Raw genomic sequence first — 23,038 nt, forward strand, 5'->3', positions numbered from 1 at the left:
CACGGCGTCACGGCGGAACCGTGCACGAATTAGACGACGCGTCCGGCTGACCACGAGACGCCTTGCATGCCCTCAATGTCGCACCGGACATCTCCGATCCGTGTGACATGAGTGGCGCATGCGGCGCCCGCTCGGATGCCGGGCCGAACGCAGCAAACGACGGTTGCGGCTTCGTTGATCAGATTCTTGGCTCGCAACCATCGTTCCATTGAAGCGGACGCCATCTTGGAGAGGGCGCAACGCAGGAAGAAGCGCGATTGTGCCATACCTCGCGTCGCCCGGCAGAAAGTCCAAGCTCATGATTCTTATGAAGTAAAAGCGACTGCCAGGCTCGAACGCGAATGGCAAACCTGACCGGCTACCGGCTTGCCCGGCGACCGGACTTCCACGTTTACGGCAGGCCGATGAACTCGCCGTCAGGTGTTTACAGGTTTACTGTATATAAACGTAGTAGTGGTTAACAAAGCAACGCCTTTTCTGTGGATAACATGGGTTTTGTCTTTTCATTCAATCATTTGGAGAAAGCAGAAGCGGGCCGTAAACATGTTGGCGCCGCGCGGTGAACGCGGAACAACTTTTGGCCGCGTAAACCGGACGCCTCAGTTGTCCCGTTTACGTGCACAACGCGTTCACACGACTTTCACACGCAATTCGACGGCTTATCCACAACTTGCCGGGGATATCTCGCCGTGCCTCAACGCCTTTAGCAAAAAGCGGGCTGGATCGATGGCTTCGGCCAGCTCGCGCTCGATGGGCCAGGGTTCACCTTCGACGAGCGAAGCGATCAGCTCGGCCGCGAGCGTCGCCCAGACGAGTCCGCGCGAGCCGAACGCAAACGCGCCATAGAGACCCGGGATGCGCGGCAGATCGAGCGGCCACGCGCCCGACAGTTCACGCGCATCGCGGCGCGCGGCGTGTTCGTCGGCGAGCTGGCCGATCACCGGCATGCGGTCGCTCGTCACGCAGCGAAACGCGACGCGACCCGCGCGTACTGTGCCCGGCATCAGCGCGAGGTCCGGCAACATGCCCGCCACGCGCCCGATGTTCTCCCGATGTCCGGCCTCGCGGATCGCGCGATCGGGATCGTCGATGTCATACGTCGCGCCGACGAGCGTGCCGCCCGCGCCGAGCGGCACCGCGTAGCCTTCGCCGATCACCGGCATGCGCAGAGGATCGAGCGCGCAGCTATCGAGCACGGTGAGTTGGCCGCGCACGCTGCGCGTCGGTTCGCCGTACAGGCCAGCGAGCCGCGCCGCATCGTGCGCGTTCGCAAGCACGATGACCGGCGCGCTCGCGATCTCACCGCCGCTCGCGTCGAACGCGCGCCAGATGCGGCCATCGTGTTCGATGCGCGTCACTTCGGTATTCATGCGCGCCGTGATCCGCGCCGAAGCGTCATCGATTTGCGCCGCGCACACGGCCGCGGGCGAGATCGCACCGCCGCGTGGAAAGAACCAGCCGCCGCGCGCGACATCGACGCCCGCGATGCGCGATGCATCCGCGCGCGTCATAGCCTGCACGTAGTCGGATGGATACGCGAATCGCGCGATGGCGGCGGCGAGCGCATCGGCGTCTTCGGCCGTATCGGCGATCTGAAGCAGACCCGCGCCGCTGCGATGCAACTCGTGATTCGCGTCTTCCAGCGCGCGCCATCGGCGTAACGCGTAGAGAAATGCCGCGCGCGTGAGGCGTGCGGCGACGCTGTCGTCGCGCCAGACGATCGGATGAAACACGCCCGCCGGATTGCCCGATGCATCGCGCGCGGAGACCGCATGACGATCGATCAGCGTGATGTGCCAGCCGCGCGCGGCGAGCCGCGAACTCACCGCGCAGCCCGCGAGCCCCGCGCCGATGACGATGGCTTCGCGCGCGCTCGCGTCGCAACGCAGCGGCGGTTCATGACGACGCACACGCCAGCGCGGTGCGAAACACGCAACGAGCGGCGCATCCGTTGCGTCGGGCGAGCAGTCGAAACCCGACGATGCCAGCGCGCGCCGCAACGTCGGACGATGCGCCGGAGAGGCGTTCGCGCAAACCGTCGCGCCGTCGCCGGCAAAGCGCGCGAGCGTCTTGCACAGCTTGCGCGGATCGTCCGGCGCATCGAGATGAAACGCGTCGGCGCGCAGCCAGAGTTTCGCGAGCATCTCGTGGACGTCATCGCCGATGGCGAGCGTCAGCACGACGCGCCCATCATCGAACTCGAGGCGATGCACGCCCGGCACGCGCATCGGCCAGGCGCGCGCGAGTTCGGCGGCGAGCGGCGATGGATCGTCGGCCGAAGGCGGTTCGTTCAGCGCATTCGGCTGCGCGATAGCGACGACATGCAGCCGCTCGCAACGCGCTTCGTCGTCGCGCCAGCGTTGCCAGAGCGGAAGGAAGGCGCTGAACGTCGTATCGACGAAAGTGAAGATGCGTTCATGCCGCCAGCGCACGGGCAGATCGTGCGGCGCGAAAAGCAGGGATTCGGTCATGCGAAAGATTGGGAAACATCAAGCCGAAGATGACTTGGCGATGGCCGGCGCCATGCCGTTCGCGGCGTCTTCCATCATCAGCGGTTCGAGCGCGTAGCCCGCCGCGCGCCATGCTTCGAGGCCGCCGAGCAGCGGCGCGACATCGGTGAAGCCGTGCGCCGTCAGCTCTTTGGCGGCGAGCGCGGCCGATACTTCGCTCGGGCAATCGCAGTAGGTCACGAGCTTGCGATCGCGCGATATGCCGGCGAGTTGCGATGCGGCGTCGTCGTGCAAGAGCAGCGCGCCGGGAATCGCGAACGGATCCATCGCGCGACGTTCGCGTCGGCGCACGTCGATGACGAGCGGCGGCGGCTCGCCTTCTAGCAGCGTGCGGAGCATTGCTATATCGATGCGCGCCATGCGCAGCCTGCGCAACAGCGACACGCGCTGCCACCAGCGCACGGCGAGATAAAGCGCGAGCGCGATGACCGCGATCGCGATCACGCCGCGTCCGAACAGGTCGAGCCAGGCGAGCACGCTATCGACGAGATCGGCGAACATCGCGCCGAACGCGACGCCGATGCCGGACCACAAGAGCGCGCCGAGCGCGTCATAGAGAAGGAAGCTGCCGATGCCGATACCGGTCGCGCCCGCGACGGGAATAGCCAACGTCGACAAGCCGGGGATGAACTTCGAGACCGCGAGAATGCGTACGCCGAAGCGGCCGAAGAAGTCGAGGCTGCGGTTCACGCAGGTATCGCGCGAGATCGAAAGCTTGCACATGAAGGCGAGCACGCGGCTGCCGTAGCGGCGCCCGAGCCAGAACCAGAGCGCATCGCCGATGAGCGCCGCGATGCTGGCCGTGGCCACGATGGCCGCGAGCGCCTCCCACACCGCCGATGGAAAGCTCGTTGCAAGCCCCGAACCCGACGCCGAAGCGAAGCTCGCGGAGACCGCGATCGCTCCCGTCAAAACCAATGTGGGCAAGGCTGGGAGCGGCAAGCCGAGGCACTCGAGCAGAACGTTGGCAAAAACCAACGGCAGGCCGTATTCGGTGATCAGCTCGCGTAGCATGGTTCGCGCCCTGGTGTTCTACGCCCAAAAAAGCGGCCGGGAGCCTCAAAAATATAAGGGTAAATCTTTGAAACCCTTATCCTGATTGGGTTTGCGCTGCGCTATCATACCAAGCGCCGCGTATAGAGGCGGCGCGAAGGCGACGAAGTGAAGCAATGCCGGTGAGATGCCGCGCAAGAACGCCGAATCGTCGGGGAGGCACGCCAGAAGGCCGTCCCTACTCGACTGCACGGTTTGCGCACGTATAATCGGCGCGTTCGCGCTGTTCGTGTCAACCTAAACTGATAAAGGAACCTTAATGAACAAACAGGAACTGATCGACGCCGTAGCCGCGCAGACCGGCGCCAGCAAGGCTCAAACCGGCGAAACGCTGGACACGTTGCTCGAAGTGATCAAGAAGGCTGTCTCGAAAGGTGACGCAGTGCAGTTGATCGGCTTCGGCAGCTTCGGCTCGGGAAAGCGCGCAGCGCGCACCGGCCGCAATCCGAAGACCGGCGAGTCCATCAAGATTCCGGCCGCGAAGACGGTCAAGTTTACGGCTGGCAAGGCATTCAAGGACGCAGTGAACAAGCGGTAAGCATCTTGCCGATTGTGCGGCTACTCGAAGTAGCCAGATGTACATGACCCGCCCTTCGGCGGGTTTTTTTTCGTCCGGCATCAATGCCGATGATCGTCGCAATCGCAGTCGGGACCGTGGTCGTGGTCGTGCTCATGATCGTGGTCCTCGACTTCCCACGCGGGGAACGGATCGGCGAAGCTTCGCCAGGCGTCGGGACCGCGCGCCCATTCGTCGTCGGTGAGCAGACATGCGTCGAAGCGGTCTTGCCAGACGGCAGGATCGAGATTCAATCCGATCAGTACCAGCTCCTGCCGGCGATCGCCGATGCTGTTGTCATCCGGATCGCCATACCATTCCGCGACGATTTCGGCTTCGAGCTCGGGATCGTCAGTCGGCCATTCGCTGCGATCCTGCGCGGCCCACCATAGTCCCGCCGGTCCATGCCGGACCGTTCCACCCGCTTGCGACAGCGAGCCGCCTACATCGCTTCGCGTCGCGAGCCAGAAGAAGCCCTTCGCGCGCAGCACGTCGGGCCATTCCTGATGCAACAGATTCCACAGACGCTCGGGATGAAACGGCCGGCGCGCGCGATACACGAAATGACCCACGCCGAACGCATCGGGTTCGTCGGCCGACGGATGTTCGCCGTTCAGGATCGCGAGCCAGCCGGGCGCGCTCGCGGTCGCATCGAAATCGAAACGGCCGGTGTTCAGCACGTCGCCGATGGGAACGTCGCCCGATTGCGCCCGGACCTGGAGCGCGCGCGGATTGAGACCATGCAGGATGCGCGCGACCTTTTCGATTTCATCCGCGCTGGCGAGATCGATCTTGTTGATGACGATGACATCGCAGAATTCGATCTGTTCGATGAGCGTCTCGACGACCGTCCGATCGTCTTCGTCGTCATGGCCTTCCGGCGACAGACCGCGCTCGGCGAGCGAATCCGCGGACGCGTAATCGCGCAGGAAACTCGCGGCATTGATCACGGTGACGAATGTGTCGAGATGCGCGTGGCCCGCGAGCGTGGCATCGTCGTCGTCGCCGAACGCGAGATGCTCGGCGATGGTCATCGGCTCGGCGATGCCCGACGTTTCGACGACGATCGCATCGAAGCGCTGCTGCTCCGCGATCCAGCTGATCGCGCTTTCGAGCGCTTGCATCGACCGGCTGCCGAGTGTCAGAAGCAGGCAGCCGTTGGGCAGTTCGGTGGTTTCGCGATCGGCGCCGGAAGCGGCTTTGCTGCACGTCACGGCGCCGATGCGCACGCCTGCGGCGTTCGCGAGCAAGGCATCGACGAGCGTGGTCTTACCCGCGCCGGTGAATCCCGATAGCACGGTAATGGGCAATGGCATCTGATTCATCGCAATGGAGCGTGACAGGGAACGGAGCGCACGAGCGCGAACCCGCGCTGCCGGTCGGGGCGGCGCGGGCGATCGAATAGGGGATTTTGCATCAAATGCACGCCGTGCGCGGCGCACATGCGGAAAAGCGCGGGCGAAGGTCAGCGCGTAGCCTGAAGCAGCTTCCAGCGACGCAGGATCTCGATGATCTGCGCCGAGTACTTGTCGCGCAGCGCAGGTGTTTCGGAATGGTAAGCACCGACCGCCTGCCACGAATTGCCATACTTGTTCATCTTCTGACGCAGATGCCACGCGGCCACATAGACGCTCTTGCACGGCTCCATCAGCGTGCCGCTCGAGATGCCGTACTGGGCGAGCGTGTTGAGATGGATCGAGTTGATCTGCATCAGCCCGTAATCGGTCGAACCATTGGCGTTCTTGTTGATGGCGTCGGGCTTGTTGTGCGATTCCTGCCACGCGATCGCGCGCAGGATGAGCGGATTGACCTTCTGATACTTCGCCGCTTCGTCGAAGCAGTCTGCGTGCGCGGCCGCGGCCGCCATGAGCGGCCCACATATCGCCAGTGATCGCAATATTCTCTTCATCTTCCTTCTGCTCCATCCGCGCACGCGGAACGTCATGCCGCCGTTGCGGCGCCTTGGCGCCAACGCCAACAAATCAACGTCCGCGGCCGGGCGTGCATGGGGAAAACCCACCCTTTCTGTAACCGCCCGGAATGCGGAACCGACCGTATCATACCGGCTGACGAATCCGCCCAAAAGTTGGCTATCAGACATACGCCCGTTTCGCGCTCCGAAACCCGCATGCGCGCGAGGCGCACCGGCCTATTGATCGGACTTGTTCTAAATGTCTGAATAATAAGACTTCTGGACGTTGTACAATTCGGCTCCCGCGTACATCGGCCGAGTCTCGGAATCGTTCAGATACGGTCTATCGGCAAGTTATTCGAAAGCTTGAGAGCGCTGGATTTTGTATCGCACGTGGCAGCCTAGGGCAACGTGATCCGGAACGAATTGGCACAATTCCGTTACACACAAAGCTGCTATCGTCATATTTTTTAAAATAACCGCGAGGGGTCGGGCCCGCCCGTTCCACACCGCGGTTGGCGGCGCTCTCGGCTGACGAGCGGGGCTGCCTCAGCCGGCTCCGAAGACCCGGCTCTGACATCAAACCCATGAGAAGACAACCTATGGCACTGCGTCGTCTGGCGACGGCAATGCTGGCGGCGGGACTTATCGTCGCCCAAGCCGCGCACGCGCAGGTGACGTTGAATTTCGTCAACGCGGATATCGACCAGGTCGCGAAAGCGATCGGCGCCGCTACCGGCAAAACGATCATCGTCGATCCCCGCGTCAAGGGGCAACTCAATCTGGTTTCGGAGAATTCGGTTCCCGAGGACCAAGCGCTGAAGACGCTCCAGTCGTCGCTGCGCATGCAGGGCTTCGCGCTCGTGCAGGATCACGGCGTCCTGAAGGTCGTGCCCGAAGCCGACGCCAAGCTGCAGGGCGTGCCCACGTATGTCGGCAATGCGCCGGCGGCGCGCGGCGATCAGGTGATCACGCAGGTCTTTCAGTTGCACAACGAATCGGCGAACAACCTTCTGCCGGTGCTGCGTCCGCTGATCTCGCCGAACAACACGATCGCGGCGTATCCGGCGAACAACACGCTCGTCGTCACCGATTACGCGGACAACGTGCGCCGCATCGCGGGCATCATCGCGGGCGTCGATACGGCGGCGGGCCGCTCCGTCGACATCGTCACGCTGAAGAACGCGAATGCGATCGACGTCGCCGAGCAGATGAACAAGCTGCTCGATCCCGGCGCGATCGGCAGCACGGACGCGACGCTGAAAGTCACCGTCACGCCCGATGCCCGCACCAACTCGCTGATGTTCCGTGCATCGAGCAGCTCGCGCCTCGCCGCGGCGAAGCAACTGGCGCAGAAGCTCGACGCGCCCACGACCCAGCCCGGCAACATGCACGTCGTGGCGCTGCGCAACGCCGACGCGACGCGTCTCGCCAAGACGCTGCGAGGCATGCTCGGCAAGGGCAACAACAGCTCGGACAACACGTCGAACACCAGCTCGAACACGTTCGGTCAGAGCGGCGGCGGTCTCGGCAATTCGTCGATGTCCACCGGAACGTCCGGCACGCCGCCGCTGCCGGGCGGACTCAGCGGCAGTTCGGGCAGCGGCAGCAATCCGATGTCGGGCGGCACCGGCAACAAGGACTCGAGTTTCTCGTCGAACAAGGACAACGATTCCGGCAACGACCAGGGCGGCGGCATGATCCAGGCCGATGCCGCGACGAATTCGCTGATCATCACCGCGGCGGATCCGGTTTATCGGAACCTGCGCACCGTGATCGACCAGCTCGACGCGCGCCGCGCGCAGGTGTACATCGAAGCGCTGATTGTCGAACTTTCCGCGACGAGCGGTTCGAATCTCGGCATTCAGTGGCAGGGCGCGCTGCTTTCCAACAGCGGCAACAACGCGCTCTACGGCAGCTCGAGCTTCGGCGCCGGCAATACGAACATCGTCGATCTGACCTTGCAGGGCAACGCGATCGCGCAGAATCCGTCGTCCCTCACGTCGACGTCCGGCCTGCTCGCGCAAGGCTTGAACATCGGCCTTTTGCACCGCTTCGGCAATCTCTTCGGTCTCGGCGGACTCTTGCAGGCGCTGTCGACATCGGCGGATGCGAACATCCTCTCGACGCCTAACCTCATCACGCTCGACAACGAGGAAGCGAAGATCGTCGTCGGCCAGAACGTGCCGGTCGTGACGGGTTCGTACGCGACGCCGACCGCCAACGCCGCCACGTCGGTCACGGCGTTCAACACGTTCGACCGCCGCGACGTCGGCGTGACCCTGCACGTCAAGCCGCAGATCACCGACGGCGGCGTGCTCAAGATGCAGATCTATCAGGAAGATTCGAGCGTCGATTCCACGACGAAGAACGATCCGGGCGGCGTGACGATCAACACGCGCTCGGTGCAGTCGACGATTCTCGCGGACGACGGCGAAATCGTCGTGCTCGGCGGTTTGATGCAGGATCAGTACAACAACAACAACAGCAAGATTCCGCTGCTCGGCGACATTCCGTTCATCGGCAGCCTGTTCCGCAGCGAAGGCAAGACGCGCACGAAGACCAACCTGATGGTGTTCCTGCGTCCGGTGATCGTGCGCGACCAGGCGACGGCCACGCAGATCGCCAACACGCGTTACGACTATCTGCGTCAGCAGCAATACGGCTCGACGACGGATAACCGCATCATCAAGGATCAGAACGTGCCGGTCATGCCGCCGAAACCGCTCGGTCCTTCCGAAGGCGGTGGACCGCCGGCCCAAAATCTGCTGGACTGGAGCGATACGACGCGCGGTCCCGGCCCGAGCACGACGCTGCCACAGAATCCGGATGCCGGCCCCGCGCCGCAACCGACGCAGACCGCGCCGCAATCGACGCTGCCGCCGCAAAGCACGTATCCGGCGCCGTCGAACGGCGCGACGAACGCGATTCCGGCCAATGGCGCGACCAACGCCATGCCGGGCAATGCCGCAACGGGAGTCCATCCGTGAGCACGGTCAACGATGCAGTCGAGAGCGCGAGCACCGCGGCGTCGCCGCTGGCGGCCCGGCTCGTGCCTTACGGCTTTGCGCGCAGCGGGCAGATTCTGCTCGCGCATCAGCACGCGGACAGCATCGAAGTCTGGATAAGCGAGCGCACGACCGACGCGGCGCTCGCGGAAGTCGCGCGTAATTTCGGCGCGCTGTCGATCATCCGCAAGCCCGCCGACGAGCTCGCCGCGGCAATCAACTCGGCCTACGCGCGCAACGACGGCAGCGCCGCGCAGGTCGTCGGCGAAGTGGAAGGCGAAGTCGATCTGTCGCGCCTGATGCAGGACATTCCGGAAGTCGAAGACTTGCTGGAATCGGAAGACGACGCGCCGATCATCCGCATGATCAACGCGCTGCTCACGCAGGCGGCGCGCGAACAGGCATCGGATATTCACATCGAGCCGTTCGAGAACGCGTCGGTCGTGCGCTTTCGCGTCGACGGCACGCTGCGCGACGTCGTGCGGCCGAAGAAGGCGCTGCACGGCGCGCTGATCTCGCGTATCAAGATCATGGCGCAGCTCGATATCGCCGAAAAACGTTTGCCGCAGGACGGGCGCATCACGTTGCGTGTCGGCGGCCGTCCGGTCGATGTGCGCGTGTCCACGCTGCCGACCGGCCACGGCGAGCGCGCGGTGCTGCGTCTCCTGGAAAAGGACGCGCAACGCCTGAATCTCGAAACGCTCGGCATGGCGCGCGACACGCTCGTCCAGTTCGACAAGCTGATCGGCCGCCCGCACGGCATCGTGCTCGTGACCGGCCCGACCGGCTCCGGCAAGACGACCACGCTGTACGCGTCGATGTCGCGCCTCGAGACGACGACCACCAACATCATGACGGTGGAAGATCCGATCGAATACGACCTGTCGGGCATCGGCCAGACGCAGGTGAACGAACGCATCGGCATGACGTTCGCGCGCGCGTTGCGGTCGATTCTGCGTCAGGATCCGGACATCATCATGATCGGTGAAATCCGCGATCTCGAGACCGCGCAGATCGCGGTGCAGGCTTCGCTCACCGGCCACCTCGTGCTCGCCACTTTGCACACGAACGATGCCGCTTCCGCCGTCACGCGTCTCACCGACATGGGCGTGGAGCCGTATCTGCTCGCGTCGTCGCTGCTCGGCGTTCTGGCGCAGCGGCTCGTGCGCCAGCTCTGTCCGGTGTGCAAGGAAGAGCGCGTCGAGGAAGACGGCACGAAGCATTACCATCCGGTCGGCTGCGACCGATGCGGCCAGTCGGGTTATGTCGGCCGTCGCGGTGTCTATGAGCTGCTGCTGATCGACGACGCGATCCGCCCGCTCATCCATCGCAATGCGGCCGATGCCGAGATTCTCGAGGCGGGCCGCAAGCAAGGCATGCGCACGCTGCGCGAGGACGGCGATCGCTGGCTCGCGGCCGGCGTGACGTCGCTGGAAGAAGTGTTGCGCGTGACGGGCGGAGAATAAGCAGATGCCGGCATTCCGTTTCGAGGCGATCGATCACGCGGGCAAGACGCAAAAAGGCGTGCTCGACGCCGACAGCGCCCGCGCCGCGCGCAGCCAGTTGCGCACGCAAGGGCTGACACCGCTCGTCGTCGAGGCGGCGGGCTCGCGCACGCGCGGCGAGCGCCAGCAGCGCCTGTCGCTCGGGCGGCGGCTGTCGCAGCGCGAACAGGCGATTCTCACGCGTCAGCTCGCGAGCCTTCTGATCGCGGGCTTGCCGCTCGGCGAGACGCTCGCGGTGCTGACCGAGCAATCCGAGCGCGATTACATCCGCGAACTGATGGCCGCGATCCGCGCCGAAGTGCTCGGCGGCCATTCGTTCGCCAACGCGCTCGCGCAGCATCCGAAGGACTTTCCGGAGATTTACCGCGCGCTCGTCGCGGCGGGCGAGCATACCGGCAAGCTCGGCCTCGTGCTGTCGCGTCTCGCGGACTACATCGAACAGCGTAATGCGCTGAAGCAGAAGATCATTCTGGCGTTCACGTATCCGGGCATCGTGACGATCATTGCGTTCGGCATCGTCACGTTCCTGCTGAGTTACGTCGTGCCGCAGGTCGTGAACGTGTTCGCGAGCACGAAGCAGGCGCTGCCCTTCCTGACCGTCATGATGATGGCGCTCTCCGCCTTCGTCCGAAGTTACTGGTGGGCCGTGCTGATCGGCGTCGTGATTTTCGCGTGGCTCGTGAAGACGATTCTCGCGCGGCCCGGGCCGCGCATGTCGTTCGACCGCTGGCTGCTGGGCGCGCCGCTCATCGGCAAGCTGGTGCGCGGCTACAACACCGTGCGCTTCGCCAGCACGCTCGCGATCCTCACCGCCGCCGGCGTGCCGATCCTGCGCGCGCTGCAGGCCGCGGGCGAAACGCTCAGCAACACGGCGATGCGCGAGAACGTCGACGACGCCATCGTGCGCGTGCGCGAAGGCTCGTCGCTGTCGCGCGCGCTCGGCAACACGAAGACGTTTCCGCCGGTGCTGGTTCACCTGATCCGCTCGGGCGAAGCGACCGGCGACGTCACCACGATGCTCGACCGCGCTTCCGAAGGCGAAGCGCGCGAACTCGAACGCCGCACGATGTTCCTCACGAGCCTGCTCGAACCGCTGCTTATCCTTGCGATGGGCGGCGTCGTGCTCGTGATCGTGCTCGCGGTGATGCTGCCGATCATCGAACTGAATAATCTGGTGCAGTGATGAACGCCCTTCAAACTCGCTTACTGACGCTCGCCGCGCTCGCGCTCTTTTGCGTGACGGTGACGTATTGGGTCGTCACGCTGACTTCGCGGCAGACCGCGCCGCTGCCCGCCGCGGCGGCGACGCGCCAGCCGTCGGTCGAGCAGGCTGCGACCATTTTCGGCGGACGGCTGGAGCGTCAGGCCAATTCGGACGTGCATCTGTTCGGCATTCTCGCGCTGCAGGGCGGCGCGGCGGCCATCGTGAGTTACGGCGGCGAGGCGGCGAAAGCCGTGTCGCTGGGCGGTCCGCTCACGCAAGGCGTGAAGCTTTCGGAAGTGCGCGCGCGCTCGATCATCATCGAGCGCAACGGCGTCAAGTCGGAGATTTTCCTGCCGCAGAATCCGCCCGGCCCGACGATCTGGGTGCGCTGAACGCGACGCGATGCCTCGCTTGCGGCCGAATCACGCGACGAAAGCGGATCGATAGAATGACCGGCGGCTTCGGCAAGGCGGAAAGCCGCGCGATTTTTGTAATGACCGGGCAAGACCCGGAAACAATATTTTCAATTCAAGAGGTAGCAGTCATGCAATTGTGGACCCAACGCCGCATGCGAATTCAACAAGCTCAGGCGCAAGGACGCCGCCAGCGCGGCTTCACGCTGATCGAAATCATGGTCGTGATCGCGATTCTCGGCATTCTCGCCGCGCTGATCGTGCCGAAGATCATGAGCCGCCCGGACGAGGCGCGCCGCGTCGCCGCGAAGCAGGACATCGGCACCATCATGCAGGCGATGAAGCTGTATCGCCTCGATAACGGCCGTTATCCGACGCAAGAGCAAGGCCTGCGCGCGCTGATCGAAAAGCCGACGACCGAGCCGGTGCCGAACAACTGGAAAGACGGCGGCTATCTCGAGCGCCTGCCGGCCGATCCGTGGGGCGGCCAGTATCAATATCTGAATCCGGGCGTGCACGGCGAAGTCGACGTGTTCAGCTACGGCGCGGACAACAAGGCCGGCGGCGAAGGCAACGATGCCGACGTCGGCTCCTGGCAGTAAATCGGCGGCTTGAATCGTGAACGGGCATTCGGCGGCGCGGCGTCAGGCAGGCTTCACGCTGCTCGAAATGCTCGTCGTGCTGGTGATCGCGGGCCTGCTCGTGTCGCTCGCGTCGCTGCAACTCACCCGCAACCCGCGCACCGATCTGAAGGAAGAAGCGCAGCGTCTCGCGCTGCTGTTCGAATCGGCGGGCGACGAAGCGCAGGTGCGCGCGCGGCCGATCGCGTGGCAGCCCATCGACGGCGGGTATCGCTTCGACATCCGCACCGAGGACGGCTGGCGTCCGTTGCGCGACGAACTCCTGCGTCAGCGGCGCTGGGAAGGCGGCGTGACCGGCGTATCCATCCAGTTCCTCGATTCGGACAAAACGGCGGGCCGGCTCGTGTTCGGCACGGAGGCCATCGACTCGCCCATGGAAATCACCTTGTTCTCGGCGGTAGGCCGCGTGACGATCGTCGGCTGCGGCAACGGCCGCTATCAGGTGCAGTGATGCGCCAGCGTCGTCATCAACGCGGCTTCACGATGATCGAAGTGCTCGTCGCGCTGGCGATCATCGCGGTGGCGCTCGCCGCCTCGGTGCGCGCGGTCGGCTCGCTCGCGACGGGCGAAGCGGAGCTTCATCGGCGGCTGCTCGCGGGCTGGAGCGCGGACAACGAACTCGCGCAGCTCAGGCTCTCGCATCAGTTTCCGGCGATCGGCTCGCGCACGTTCGACTGCTCGCAGGGCAATCTGAAACTCTCGTGCACGCAGCGCGTGAGCCAGACGCCCAATCCGATTTTCCGGCGCGTCGAGATGCTGGTCACGACGCCGGGCCGCTCCGGCTATCTGGCGCAAATGGTCACGGTGGTGGCGAATGAAACGAACCGCTCGCTCTGACCGCCGCACCAGTCAGCGCGGTTTCACGCTGCTGGAAATGCTGATCGCCATCGCGATTCTCGCGGTGCTCGCGGTGCTGTCGTGGCGCGGGCTCGATTCGGTGATTCGCGGCCGTGCGACCATCGAGAACGCGATGCAGGACGAGCGCATCGTCGCGCAATTGTTCGACCAGATGCGTATCGACGCGCGCCAGGCCGCAACCGACGACGAAGCCGGCCAGCCCGCCGTGCAGATCGGCAATGGCTCGCTGCAGATCGTGCGCGGCGTCTTCGCGCCCGGTACGGCGCCGCGTCTGCAAGTGGTGCGCTACAGGCTGTCGAACGGGCGGATCGTGCGCTATGCATCGCCGCCGCTGTCGAATGTCGGCGAAGTGCGGCGCGCGTTGCAGTCGGGCGATTCGGGCGACGGCTGGACATCGATTCCGCTGATGGGCGGCGTGGCGTCGCTCGCGACGCGCGTCTACATTCCGGAAAAAGGCTGGACGACGCGCATGGGCGACGTGTTCGCGCAGATCAACCAGAACGACAACAACCTGAAAGTGCCGCAACTGGGCAACGCGCCGCTGGCGCGCGCCGTGTCGGGCGTTCAGGTCGCGGTCGGCGCGCGCACGCTGGCGACGCCGATCACGCGCGTCTTTCTGGTCGGAGAATGAACATGGGCGCTCCGAACCGGAAGAAGCAGCGCGGCGTCGCGATCATCAGCGCGCTCCTCGTCGTATCGCTCACGGCGATTCTCGTCTCGGGCATGCTGTGGCGTCAGCAGGTGCAGATTCGGCGCATCGAGAATCAGCGGCTGCTCGCGCAGGCGCAATGGATTTCGCGCAGCGCGCTCGACTGGACGCGTCTCATCCTGCGCTCGGAAGCCGATACTTCGCCGACGGTCACGTATCTCGGCGGCGTGTGGGGCGTGCCGATCGCGCGGACGAAGCTGTCGGATTTTCTCGGGCAGATCGGTGAAGTGCGCGCGCAGCAAGGCGCGTCGACGTATCTGTCCGGCTCGATCGAGGACGCGCAGGCGAAATTCAACCTGCGCAATCTGGTGTCGACGCCGACGCCCGGCGTGCTGACGATCAACGTCGCGCAGATTCAGGCGTTTCAGCGGCTGCTGACGATGCTCGGCATCAACGGTTCGCTCGCGAAGACGGTCGCGCTGCAGATGCGCGCCGGCCTCGCGCGCTCCGCAACGCGCTTCCAGACGCAAACGGGCAACAGCGCGACCACGGCGAGCGGCCAGAACAACGAATCGACGACGCTCGCGGCGATCGCGCAGGGCGGCGGCGCGGCCGGCGGCGGCAATTTCACCGACGATCCCGGCCTGAAGGACGCGGACAGCAACGCGCCGGTCGCGCCCTTGCAGATGATCACCGTCGATTCGCTGCTCGACGTGCCGGGTTTTTCCGCGGAAGCGGTCGCGAAGCTGAGGCCGTTCGTCACCGTGCTGCCGACGACGACCGCAGTGAACATGAACACCGCGCCCGCCGAAGTGATCGCCGCGCTGATCCCGGGCATGAATCTGTCGCAGGGACAAGCGTTCGTCGCGCGCCGCGAGACGGTGTTCTTTCACGACATCGGCAACGTGCAACTCGCGCTGACCGGCGCGGGCGTCAAGACGGTCTCGATCGATTCGAACGAGATGGACGTCACGACGAAGTATTTCGTGATCCACGGGCGCGTCGAACACGAGCGCGCGCAACTGGAGCGCACGACGCTCGTGTATCGCGATCCGACGACGCATACGACGCGCATCGTCTACACGCGTGATTCGCTGTAGAACCGATGCGCTGTTATTGATGAGAGGAAGTGGCCTTTGAGCACACTGATCGTTTTGTTACCGCCGCGCGATCCCGCGGTGCGCTCGGAAGAGTGGCATCTGCCGGATCTGCCGTTTCTGCTGCTCGACAAGCGCGGCGAGCCGCAACGCATCGGCCGCGCGGCGATCGGGCTGTTGCCGCGCGCGAGTGCGACCGTGCTGATCGTCGCTGCGCGCGACACGCTTCTGCTCGCCGCTGCCGTGCCGCCACTCAAGGGGCCGCGCTTGCGGCAGGCGCTGCCGAACGTCGTCGAGGATCAGCTGATCCAGGATCCGCAGACGTGCCACATCGCCGTCGATCCGGTCGCCCTCGCCGATGGCAAGCGCGTCGTCGGCGTGATCGATCGCGGCTGGTTCCGCTTCGTGGTCGGCGCGTTTTCGGGCGCGGGGCATCGCAATCTGAAGGCCGTGCCCGCGATGCGCTGCCTGCCGGTTCCGGCCGCCGTGCCATTCGATGAAACCGGCGAAGCCGAAGAGATCGAAGCGCCGCCGCAGCCGTTTATAGCGGGGCTGCTCGGTCATGTCGTGTCGACCGCGCCCGCGCTGATCGGCGAAATGGCCGCGCCCTCGCCCGCCGCGCTCGGCGCGCCGCGCATCGAGGTGGCGATTGCGCGCGGCGAACGCGCGGCGCTCGGCGAAGGACTCGCGCTGCCCGCCGATTCGATCGAGGCAACGCTCGCCGCGCTCGCCGGCGATCAACCCGTGACGCTTTATTCGCTCGCCGATCTGCCCGGCGACGAACCGCGCCTGTCCGGTTCGCGCAATGCTGCGGCGGCCATCGCCGGCGCGCATCCGATCACGTTCGAGGCGCTCGCGCGCAACGCGCTCGCGTGCCGCTTCGACCTGTGCCAGTTCGAATTCGCCGCGCAACCGTGGCGGCTCGACCGCGCGACGATGCGGCGTCTGCGCGTGCCGATCGCGCTCGTGGCGGCGTCGGTGGTCGTGTCGATCATCGGCATCAACGTGCAATGGCTGCAGCTTGCGCGTCAGCGCGACGCGATCAGCGCGCAGGAAACCGAGCTCCTGCTCAACGCCTTCCCGAAGACGACGACCGTGCTCGATGCGCCCGACCAGATGACGCGCAATCTCGATCGTCTGCGCGTGGCATCGGGCGAGCTGTCGCCGTCGGATTTCCTGTCGCTCGCCGACGGCCTCGCGCGCTCGCTCGGTCCGGTGCCGGTGAACGGCGTCGCGGGGCTCGATTATCGCGAGCGTCGGCTGGAAGTGACCTTCAAGCCGGAGACGAAGGTCGATCCCGATCTTTCGAAGCGCCTCGCCGCGAACGGCCTGAACGGATCGATCGATACGAACACAGGCAAATGGACGATCAGGAGCGGCCAATGAAAGCGGAAATCGGACGTTCCCTGTCGGAATTCTGGGAAGCGCGCACGCCGCGCGAGAAGACCATTCTCATGTGGGGCGGCATCGCGGTCGGGCTCGCGCTCGTCTATCTCGTGCTGTGGGCGCCCGCCTATGAAGGCCGCGCGCGGCTGCGCGAATCGCTGCCGACGATGCAGCGCCAGCTCGCGACGATGACCGCGCAGGCCAACGACGCGCGCTCGCTCGCGCCCGCCGCCGAAGGCGTGATGCCGACCGGCGCCGCGCTGCGCGATGCGCTCGCGAAGTCGCTCGCCGACAACGGCATGCAGCCGACGCAGGTTCAGGTGATCGGCGCGGCGGTGCAGATTCAGTTGAAGAACGCGTCCTTTCCGAACTGGACGGCGTGGCTCGACGACGCCCGCAAGCAGTTCAAGGTGCAGGTCTCGGAGGCGCACGTCACGGCGCTGAAGCCGGATGGCCAGGTCGATCTGACGGCATCGCTGCAACCGGCCGGCACGAAATGAGTTACTGGACGCGACGAATCCGGCTCGCGTTGCCGGCGCTTTTCGTGATCGTGATTTCGGTCGCCGGCACGCTGCTCGCGATGATGCCCGCCGCGTGGATCGTGCCGCAGTTCTCGAAGGCAACGGGCGGCCATGTGAATCTGGTCGATCCGGCGGGCTCGCTGTGGAGCGGCTCGGCCACGCTGATGCTCGCCGCGGGCAGCGACGGCGCGGGCGCGACGCTCTTGCCGGGGCGCATCGAATGGACGACGGCGTTTCTGCCGCTCTTCACCGGCCGCGTTCACATGACCATGCGTCAGACCGAAGCGATGCCCGATGCCGTGATCGTCGACGCCACCACGCGCGGCGCGGTTATCACCGCCGGCCAGATCGCCGTGCCCGCGACGTTGCTCTCGGGCCTCGGCGCGCCGTTCAATACGCTCGATTTCGACGGCAGCGTGCGGCTCTCGTGGACGGAGTTCCGCCTGCTGAACCGCAATGCGTACGGGCAAGTGGTCGTCACGCTCGATGACATGGCTTCGCGCGTCTCGCGCGTGAAGCCGCTCGGTTCGTATCGCGTCGCGTTGCAGGCGCAGGGCGCGTCCGCGACCATCGATCTTTCGACGAGCAAAGGTCCGCTGATGCTCACCGGCAACGGCGCGATCTCACCGGAATCGACGTCGTTCCAAGGCACGGCGACGGCCGCGCCGGATCAGCGGGAAAACCTCGCGGGTCTGCTCAACCTGCTCGGCCGTCACACCGATCCGGACACGGTCGCCCTGACCTTCATGCGTTGATCAGCGGCTGGCGGTTTGCGCCGGACTCGACGCGGGCGCGGGCGCTTGAACCGCGCCCGTTTCGCGATCCATCTGCCCGACATCCCAGCCGCCGCCGAGCGCCTTCACCAGTCCGACCGACGACACCATCCGCTGTCCCGCGATGTTCGCGAGCTTCTGCTGCGCGGTGAATGCGGTCGTCTGCGCGGTCAGCACGCTGATGAACGCGACCGTTCCCGCCTTGTACTGATTGTTGATGATCGCGAGCGCCTGCTGCGCCGATTCCACGGCCTGCTGCTGCACGACGATTTCCTTCTCCAGAATGCGCAGCGACGCGAGATTGTCTTCGACGTCCTGGAACGCGGTCAGCACCGTCTGCCGATACGTCGCGACGTTCTGGTCGTAAGTCGCGCGCGCGGCTTCGGTGCGTGCGGAGCGCAGGCCGCCGTCGAAAATGGTCGCGGCGATGTCCGGCCCGAGCGTCCAGAAGCGCGACGGCGCGCGCAGCAATTGCGACAGCACCGAGCTTTCGAAGCCGCCTTGCGCGGAGAGCGTGAGCGTCGGGAAGTACGCGGCCATTTCGATGCCGATCTGCTCGTTCGCCGCCGCGGCCTTGCGTTCCGCCGACGCGATGTCGGGCCGGCGCTCGAGAATCGCGGATGGCATCTGCACGGGAACGGTCGGCGGCGTGGCGTCGAGCGGAATCGGCGGAATCGAAAACGTGGAAGCGGCCTCGCCGACGAGCACCGCGATCGCATGTTCGTACTGCGCGCGCGCGACGCCGTTATCGATGGCCGATGCCTGCGCCGACTGCAACTGCGTCTGCGCCTGAATCACGTCCGAACGCGCGACGATGCCCTGCGCGTACTGATTCTGCGTGAGCTTGAGCGATTGCTCGTAGGCCGCGACGGTGTCGTCGAGGAGCCTTTGCTGCGCGTCGAGCGAGCGCAACTGGAAATAGGTTTGCGCGAGCGTGGCCTGCGCGGACAGCCGCGCGTTGGCGAGATCGGCGGCGGCGCCTTCCTGGCCGGCCTTTTGCGCGGAGACCGTGCGCGACACGCTGCCCCAAAGATCCGGTTCCCACGATGCGTCGAGCGCAAGGCTGAACTGGTTGGTGACGGCACCCGTCTGCCCGAGGCTGGAGCTGCTGGTCGACCGGTTGCCCGCGCCCGTTCCCGAACGCGCCGCCGAAGCCGATGCGCCGATCGTCGGGAAATACGCCGCGCGCGCCTCGCCGACGAGCGCGCGTGCCTGACGATACGCGGCCGCGTATTGCGCGATGGTCTGGTTCGATTGATTCAGGCGCGCTTCGAGATCGTCGAGGCGCTCGTCGCGATAGATGCTCCACCATGCGCCGCGATCGGCCTGGTCGGCGGGCTGGGCGACTTTCCAGCCTTCGGGCGCTTCCTTGTAGCTGGCCGGGACCGCCGTCGTCGGGCGCTGATAATCGGGCCCGACAGCACAGCCGGCGATGAACATCGCGAGCATGGCGGCGAGCGCCGTCGTGGTCAGGCGCGCGGCGGCGGAAGCGGGAAAGGCGGGGCGATACGGCATCTGCTTGTCGGAATTCCTGTCGGCGCCGCGCCGTTCGATATGACGGACGCGGCAAGCCGAAATGGTAACGGAACGCGACGGGCGCTCGTGCGGCGCGCGCGTCAGGCAGACGTTAGCGTAACGGGTTCGCCGTAAGGCGGGTGTTACGCAGCGGGTGGAATCGGTTACGACGCGTTACGGTGACGATTATCGTCCACTACCGGGACACGGCGAGCAGGGCGCCGAGAGCAACGGTCGCGCCGGCGCTTTCGCGGGCGCGGCCGCCGCCTTGCGACGCTGACGGTTCTCGAACCATCCCATGCCCAAGACGACGAACGATCCGCCCGGCAGCAGGAACACGATCAGATACAACGCGAGTTTCCACGAACTCAGCTTCGGCGGGACGAAGTGACGGGAGGCGTCGGCGATCTTGCTGCTGATGGGGCCGAAGCGTCGGCGGGCGGTACGGACAAAGCGGGTCATCGAAAGGTCCTTCGGGCGTCGGCGAGCGACGGCGGGCGGTCAGAACATGGTCTCGGGCGGCGCATGAAGCGCGTAACTCGTTGCATAGAATAATATTGACTGTGCAACTACTTTTCAAGATACTGCTGATTGCTTTTCGCAATTGTTGCCTTTAGGAGACGCGGCGCAGTGTCACACTTTTGCATCCGCGGTTTGACCGATGTCGCATGAACGGCGAACCGCTTTACGATCCCGCGACGATCCAGCTCGAAACGAGCCTCGGCTACTACCTCGCGAAGGCGCGCAACGTGCTCGTCATGCGAACGGATCAGGCGTTGAAGCCGCTCGAACTCACGTCGCCGCAGATCGGCGTGATTCTGCTGCTCGCGTCGGGGCGGGCGCGCACGCCGCTGGAACTGTCGCGCGAGCTGTCGTACGACAGCGGCTCGATGACGCGCATGCTCGACCGGCTCGAGAAGAAGGGTTTCGTCAGCCGCGCGCGTAGCGAAGTGGACCGGCGAATCGTCGAACTCAGTCTGACGGAGCGCGGACGTGACGCGGCGGCGCGTTTGCCGGTGATCGGCGCGGCCGTGCTCAACGAGCAGTTGCACGGCTTTACCCGCGCCGAGCTGGATCTGCTGATCGCGATGCTCGCGCGCATCGTCGGCAATACGCCGATGGGCGACTGCGCGCCATGCATGCTCGACGACGACTTGCCCTGATTCATCGGAATTAACCTGCATTTCTGCGCCGATTTCACTGTCTGAGCAGAGAATGCCGCGACAAGAAATAGTTTGCGTGCGATGCGCGTTTCGAGCGCCGCGCGCCGGAGAAACCTTCGATGTCCACATCCACTGCGGGCACGCCCGCCACGCCGCCCGCGCCCGTGCCGCTCACGGGCGGCATCCTCGCCCTTTTGACGATGGGCCTCGCGCTCGGCACCTTCATGGAAGTGCTCGACACGTCGATTGCGAACGTCGCCGTGCCGACCATTTCGGGCAGCCTCGGCGTCGCGACGAGCGAAGGCACGTGGGTCATTTCGTCGTACTCGGTCGCTTCGGCGATTGCGGTGCCGTTGACCGGCTGGCTCGCGCGGCGCGTCGGCGAGGTGAAGCTCTTCACGATTTCCGTGCTGCTGTTTTCGATCGCGTCGGCGCTGTGCGGGCTGGCTCACAACTTCGAATCGCTGATCGCGTTCCGGCTGCTGCAAGGCCTCGTCTCCGGCCCGATGGTCCCGCTGTCGCAAACCATCCTCATGCGCAGCTATCCGCCCGAAAAGCGCGGCCTCGCGCTCGGTCTCTGGGCGATGACCGTGATCGTCGCGCCGATCTTCGGCCCGGTGATGGGCGGCTATATCACCGACAACTACACCTGGCCGTGGATCTTCTATATCAACGTGCCGATCGGCGTGTTCTCGGCGGCGATCGCGTACTTCCTGCTGCGCGGCCACGAGACGAAGACGACGCAGCAGCGCATCGACGGTGTCGGATTGGCGCTGCTCGTGATCGGCGTCGCGAGCCTGCAGATGATGCTCGACCTCGGCAAGGATCACGACTGGTTCAACTCGAACTTCATCGTGACGCTGGCGATCGTGTCGGCGGTCTCGCTCGCGTTCATGTTCGCGTGGGAGTTGACCGAGAAGGAACCGGTGATCGACCTTTCGCTCTTTCGCGACCGCAACTTTGCGATGGGCGTGCTCATCACGTCGCTCGGCTTTCTCGCGTTCTTCGGCTCGGTCGTCGTGTTGCCGTTGTGGTTGCAGACCGTGCTCGGCTACACGCCGTGGCTCGCGGGTCTCGCCACCGCGCCGGTCGGGATTCTCGCGCTGGTGCTGTCGCCGATCATCGGGCAGAACATGCATCGGCTGAATCTGCGCGTGGTCGCGAGCTTCGCGTTCCTCACGTTCGCGTTCGTGTCGCACTGGAACTCGACCTTCACGCTCGATACGCCGTTCGACCAGATCATCTATCCGCGCTTGATTCAGGGCATCGGCGTCGCGTGCTTCTTCGTGCCGATGACGACGATCACGCTCTCCAGCGTCTCCGACGAACGGCTCGCGGGCGCCGCGGGCCTGTCGAACTTCCTGCGGACGCTGTCGGGCGCGATCGGCACGGCGGTCAGCACGACGTTCTGGGAAAACGACATGATCCGCCATCACGCGCGTCTGACCGAATCGGTCACGCCTTATTCGGCGGGCACGAACGCGTATTCGGACCTGCTGTCGGGACTCGGCTTGTCGGGACAGGCGCTGACCGCGCAACTGGATCGCGTGGTGTCGGCGCAGGCGTACATGATGTCGACCAACGACTTCTTCCGCATTTCGTTCTATGCGTTTCTCGTGCTGGCCGCGATGGTCTGGCTGACGCGGCCGAAGAAGGGCGCGTCAGCCTCGATGGGACACTGAACTACTGAGGCGTGAGCGGCGTGACCGACTGCCCCGGCTGGTTTTCCAGATTGAGCGGGACCGGCTGATCCAGCGGGCTGACCTGCACGCCGCTCGGCGCGGGTGCAGGCGGCGTCTGCGTGGCTTGCGGCGTTTCGGTCTTGCGCAGTCCGGGGCCGTTCTTGATGAACTGCTTGAAATCCGCGCCTGCCTGCCACGGATTCGGCTGGCAGCCGAGCGGATTATCGCAATGCGCGGCGAAACCGATCGTCGCGGTGCCTTCGTTGGTCGGCGTCTTGGTGATCTGATACGCGAGCGCGCGCTTGCCGCTCGACGGCCCCGCCGTCTGGATGATCGAATCGGTGACGGTCTGCAGCTTGTATTCGGAATGGTTCGTCACCCAGACCTGGGCGCGCGCCCACCACGCGTCGCATTCCGGCTTGCTCATGCAGGTGAGCGGTTGCGTGGCCTGCTCCATCGTCGTGCTGCTGACCTGGTCCTGCACGGCGCAGCCGCTAAAAAGGGCGAGCCATGCAGCCCCAAGCGCGGCGGCGGCGAAGTACTTCTTCTTCATTACTCCCCCGATCGTCGAAAAGTCGGCCATATTTTGACC

The 23,038-nt window shown here is 65.2% G+C and carries 22 protein-coding genes; 15 read left to right on the forward strand and 7 right to left on the reverse strand.

Annotated features, from left to right (window positions below; all coding sequences use genetic code 11):
• Window positions 1-659: 659 nt before the first annotated feature.
• Window positions 660-2,471, reverse strand: a complete 1,812-nt coding sequence (mnmC, locus tag QCE49_RS13610) for a bifunctional tRNA (5-methylaminomethyl-2-thiouridine)(34)-methyltransferase MnmD/FAD-dependent 5-carboxymethylaminomethyl-2-thiouridine(34) oxidoreductase MnmC (RefSeq protein ID WP_250457082.1) — start codon at window positions 2,469-2,471, stop codon at window positions 660-662.
• Window positions 2,472-2,489: 18 nt separating this feature from the next.
• Window positions 2,490-3,524, reverse strand: a complete 1,035-nt coding sequence (locus tag QCE49_RS13615) for a VTT domain-containing protein (RefSeq protein WP_250457081.1) — start codon at window positions 3,522-3,524, stop codon at window positions 2,490-2,492.
• Between the two features lie 298 nt (window positions 3,525-3,822).
• Here QCE49_RS13615 and QCE49_RS13620 point away from each other — a divergent pair, with 298 nt between their 5' ends.
• A complete protein-coding gene (locus tag QCE49_RS13620) occupies window positions 3,823-4,101 on the forward strand; it encodes an HU family DNA-binding protein (RefSeq protein ID WP_008352404.1) in 279 nt (92 codons plus the stop codon).
• Between the two features lie 80 nt (window positions 4,102-4,181).
• On the opposite strand, the gene QCE49_RS13625 is transcribed toward QCE49_RS13620, so the two are convergent.
• Complete coding sequence (locus QCE49_RS13625; RefSeq protein WP_250457080.1) at window positions 4,182-5,444, reverse strand: GTP-binding protein; 1,263 nt, start codon at window positions 5,442-5,444, stop codon at window positions 4,182-4,184.
• A 140-nt stretch (window positions 5,445-5,584) separates the two neighbouring features.
• On the reverse strand, window positions 5,585-6,028 hold the full coding sequence (locus QCE49_RS13630; RefSeq protein WP_033536472.1) for a lytic transglycosylase domain-containing protein: 444 nt from the start codon (window positions 6,026-6,028) through the stop codon (window positions 5,585-5,587).
• A gap of 605 nt (window positions 6,029-6,633) precedes the next feature.
• Here QCE49_RS13630 and gspD point away from each other — a divergent pair.
• The 12 genes from gspD (at window position 6,634) to QCE49_RS13690 (ending at window position 18,068) form a co-directional block, all read left to right on the forward strand.
• Window positions 6,634-9,021, forward strand: a complete 2,388-nt coding sequence (gene gspD / locus QCE49_RS13635) for a type II secretion system secretin GspD (RefSeq protein WP_008352397.1) — start codon at window positions 6,634-6,636, stop codon at window positions 9,019-9,021.
• Entirely contained in the window at window positions 9,018-10,505 is a 1,488-nt protein-coding gene (gene gspE / locus QCE49_RS13640; RefSeq protein WP_008352395.1) for a type II secretion system ATPase GspE, read from the forward strand. The genes gspD and gspE overlap by 4 nt, the downstream gene beginning before the upstream one ends.
• A gap of 4 nt (window positions 10,506-10,509) precedes the next feature.
• The gene (gene gspF, locus QCE49_RS13645) at window positions 10,510-11,727 is read left to right on the forward strand and encodes a type II secretion system inner membrane protein GspF (RefSeq protein ID WP_008352392.1); all 1,218 of its coding nucleotides are present in this window, start codon (window positions 10,510-10,512) and stop codon (window positions 11,725-11,727) included.
• Window positions 11,727-12,140 (forward strand): general secretion pathway protein GspC, encoded by a 414-nt coding sequence (locus QCE49_RS13650; protein ID WP_175979674.1) that lies wholly within the window; start codon window positions 11,727-11,729, stop codon window positions 12,138-12,140. Before gspF ends, QCE49_RS13650 begins: the two co-directional genes overlap by 1 nt.
• Before the next feature lie 152 nt (window positions 12,141-12,292).
• Entirely contained in the window at window positions 12,293-12,763 is a 471-nt protein-coding gene (gene gspG, locus QCE49_RS13655) for a type II secretion system major pseudopilin GspG (protein WP_008352390.1), read from the forward strand.
• A gap of 16 nt (window positions 12,764-12,779) precedes the next feature.
• Window positions 12,780-13,253, forward strand: coding sequence for a GspH/FimT family pseudopilin (locus QCE49_RS13660; RefSeq protein WP_309806018.1), 474 nt, complete (start codon window positions 12,780-12,782; stop codon window positions 13,251-13,253).
• A complete protein-coding gene (gene gspI / locus QCE49_RS13665; RefSeq protein WP_008352388.1) occupies window positions 13,253-13,639 on the forward strand; it encodes a type II secretion system minor pseudopilin GspI in 387 nt (128 codons plus the stop codon). Before QCE49_RS13660 ends, gspI begins: the two co-directional genes overlap by 1 nt.
• Window positions 13,617-14,291, forward strand: coding sequence for a type II secretion system protein J (locus QCE49_RS13670; protein WP_239294371.1), 675 nt, complete (start codon window positions 13,617-13,619; stop codon window positions 14,289-14,291). Before gspI ends, QCE49_RS13670 begins: the two co-directional genes overlap by 23 nt.
• Entirely contained in the window at window positions 14,288-15,409 is a 1,122-nt protein-coding gene (gene gspK, locus QCE49_RS13675; RefSeq protein ID WP_250457078.1) for a type II secretion system minor pseudopilin GspK, read from the forward strand. The genes QCE49_RS13670 and gspK overlap by 4 nt, the downstream gene beginning before the upstream one ends.
• Before the next feature lie 36 nt (window positions 15,410-15,445).
• A complete protein-coding gene (gene gspL, locus QCE49_RS13680) occupies window positions 15,446-16,792 on the forward strand; it encodes a type II secretion system protein GspL (RefSeq protein WP_008352385.1) in 1,347 nt (448 codons plus the stop codon).
• Window positions 16,789-17,292: a type II secretion system protein GspM gene (gspM, locus tag QCE49_RS13685; RefSeq protein ID WP_008352384.1), complete on the forward strand. Its 504-nt coding sequence runs from the start codon at window positions 16,789-16,791 to the stop codon at window positions 17,290-17,292. Before gspL ends, gspM begins: the two co-directional genes overlap by 4 nt.
• On the forward strand, window positions 17,289-18,068 hold the full coding sequence (locus tag QCE49_RS13690) for a type II secretion system protein N (protein WP_008352383.1): 780 nt from the start codon (window positions 17,289-17,291) through the stop codon (window positions 18,066-18,068). The genes gspM and QCE49_RS13690 overlap by 4 nt, the downstream gene beginning before the upstream one ends.
• Here QCE49_RS13690 and QCE49_RS13695 read toward each other — a convergent pair whose 3' ends face one another.
• Together QCE49_RS13695 and QCE49_RS13700 are read right to left on the reverse strand one after the other, a co-directional pair.
• Window positions 18,069-19,601, reverse strand: coding sequence for an efflux transporter outer membrane subunit (locus QCE49_RS13695; protein WP_034472334.1), 1,533 nt, complete (start codon window positions 19,599-19,601; stop codon window positions 18,069-18,071).
• Between the two features lie 186 nt (window positions 19,602-19,787).
• A complete protein-coding gene (locus tag QCE49_RS13700; protein ID WP_008352380.1) occupies window positions 19,788-20,063 on the reverse strand; it encodes a hypothetical protein in 276 nt (91 codons plus the stop codon).
• Between the two features lie 206 nt (window positions 20,064-20,269).
• On the opposite strand from QCE49_RS13700, the gene QCE49_RS13705 reads away from it, so the two are divergent.
• Together QCE49_RS13705 and QCE49_RS13710 are read left to right on the forward strand one after the other, a co-directional pair.
• Complete coding sequence (locus tag QCE49_RS13705) at window positions 20,270-20,764, forward strand: MarR family winged helix-turn-helix transcriptional regulator (protein ID WP_008352379.1); 495 nt, start codon at window positions 20,270-20,272, stop codon at window positions 20,762-20,764.
• A gap of 119 nt (window positions 20,765-20,883) precedes the next feature.
• Window positions 20,884-22,446 (forward strand): DHA2 family efflux MFS transporter permease subunit, encoded by a 1,563-nt coding sequence (locus QCE49_RS13710; protein WP_284508405.1) that lies wholly within the window; start codon window positions 20,884-20,886, stop codon window positions 22,444-22,446.
• Between the two features lies 1 nt (window position 22,447).
• Here the strand turns inward: QCE49_RS13710 and QCE49_RS13715 are convergent, their stop codons facing one another.
• Window positions 22,448-22,999: a hypothetical protein gene (locus QCE49_RS13715; protein ID WP_008352375.1), complete on the reverse strand. Its 552-nt coding sequence runs from the start codon at window positions 22,997-22,999 to the stop codon at window positions 22,448-22,450.
• Window positions 23,000-23,038: the final 39 nt, after the last annotated feature.

Source organism: Caballeronia sp. LZ008, from assembly GCF_031451435.1.
In the GTDB taxonomy this organism is placed as follows: Bacteria; Pseudomonadota; Gammaproteobacteria; order Burkholderiales; family Burkholderiaceae; genus Caballeronia; species Caballeronia zhejiangensis.

Coding starts and splice junctions, on each gene's coding strand:
- QCE49_RS13615 (WP_250457081.1), bottom strand. CDS start 3,524: ATGCTACGCGAGCTGATCACCGAATACGGCCTGCCGTTGGTTTTTGCC.
- gspD (WP_008352397.1), top strand. CDS start 6,634: ATGGCACTGCGTCGTCTGGCGACGGCAATGCTGGCGGCGGGACTTATC.
- QCE49_RS13695 (WP_034472334.1), bottom strand. CDS start 19,601: ATGCCGTATCGCCCCGCCTTTCCCGCTTCCGCCGCCGCGCGCCTGACC.
- gspM (WP_008352384.1), top strand. CDS start 16,789: ATGAAAGCGGAAATCGGACGTTCCCTGTCGGAATTCTGGGAAGCGCGC.
- QCE49_RS13690 (WP_008352383.1), top strand. CDS start 17,289: ATGAGTTACTGGACGCGACGAATCCGGCTCGCGTTGCCGGCGCTTTTC.
- QCE49_RS13625 (WP_250457080.1), bottom strand. CDS start 5,444: ATGAATCAGATGCCATTGCCCATTACCGTGCTATCGGGATTCACCGGC.
- gspF (WP_008352392.1), top strand. CDS start 10,510: ATGCCGGCATTCCGTTTCGAGGCGATCGATCACGCGGGCAAGACGCAA.
- gspI (WP_008352388.1), top strand. CDS start 13,253: ATGCGCCAGCGTCGTCATCAACGCGGCTTCACGATGATCGAAGTGCTC.
- QCE49_RS13705 (WP_008352379.1), top strand. CDS start 20,270: ATGAACGGCGAACCGCTTTACGATCCCGCGACGATCCAGCTCGAAACG.
- QCE49_RS13710 (WP_284508405.1), top strand. CDS start 20,884: ATGTCCACATCCACTGCGGGCACGCCCGCCACGCCGCCCGCGCCCGTG.
- QCE49_RS13630 (WP_033536472.1), bottom strand. CDS start 6,028: ATGAAGAGAATATTGCGATCACTGGCGATATGTGGGCCGCTCATGGCG.
- QCE49_RS13620 (WP_008352404.1), top strand. CDS start 3,823: ATGAACAAACAGGAACTGATCGACGCCGTAGCCGCGCAGACCGGCGCC.
- mnmC (WP_250457082.1), bottom strand. CDS start 2,471: ATGACCGAATCCCTGCTTTTCGCGCCGCACGATCTGCCCGTGCGCTGG.
- QCE49_RS13670 (WP_239294371.1), top strand. CDS start 13,617: ATGAAACGAACCGCTCGCTCTGACCGCCGCACCAGTCAGCGCGGTTTC.
- gspK (WP_250457078.1), top strand. CDS start 14,288: ATGAACATGGGCGCTCCGAACCGGAAGAAGCAGCGCGGCGTCGCGATC.
- gspG (WP_008352390.1), top strand. CDS start 12,293: ATGCAATTGTGGACCCAACGCCGCATGCGAATTCAACAAGCTCAGGCG.
- QCE49_RS13700 (WP_008352380.1), bottom strand. CDS start 20,063: ATGACCCGCTTTGTCCGTACCGCCCGCCGACGCTTCGGCCCCATCAGC.
- QCE49_RS13715 (WP_008352375.1), bottom strand. CDS start 22,999: ATGAAGAAGAAGTACTTCGCCGCCGCCGCGCTTGGGGCTGCATGGCTC.
- QCE49_RS13650 (WP_175979674.1), top strand. CDS start 11,727: ATGAACGCCCTTCAAACTCGCTTACTGACGCTCGCCGCGCTCGCGCTC.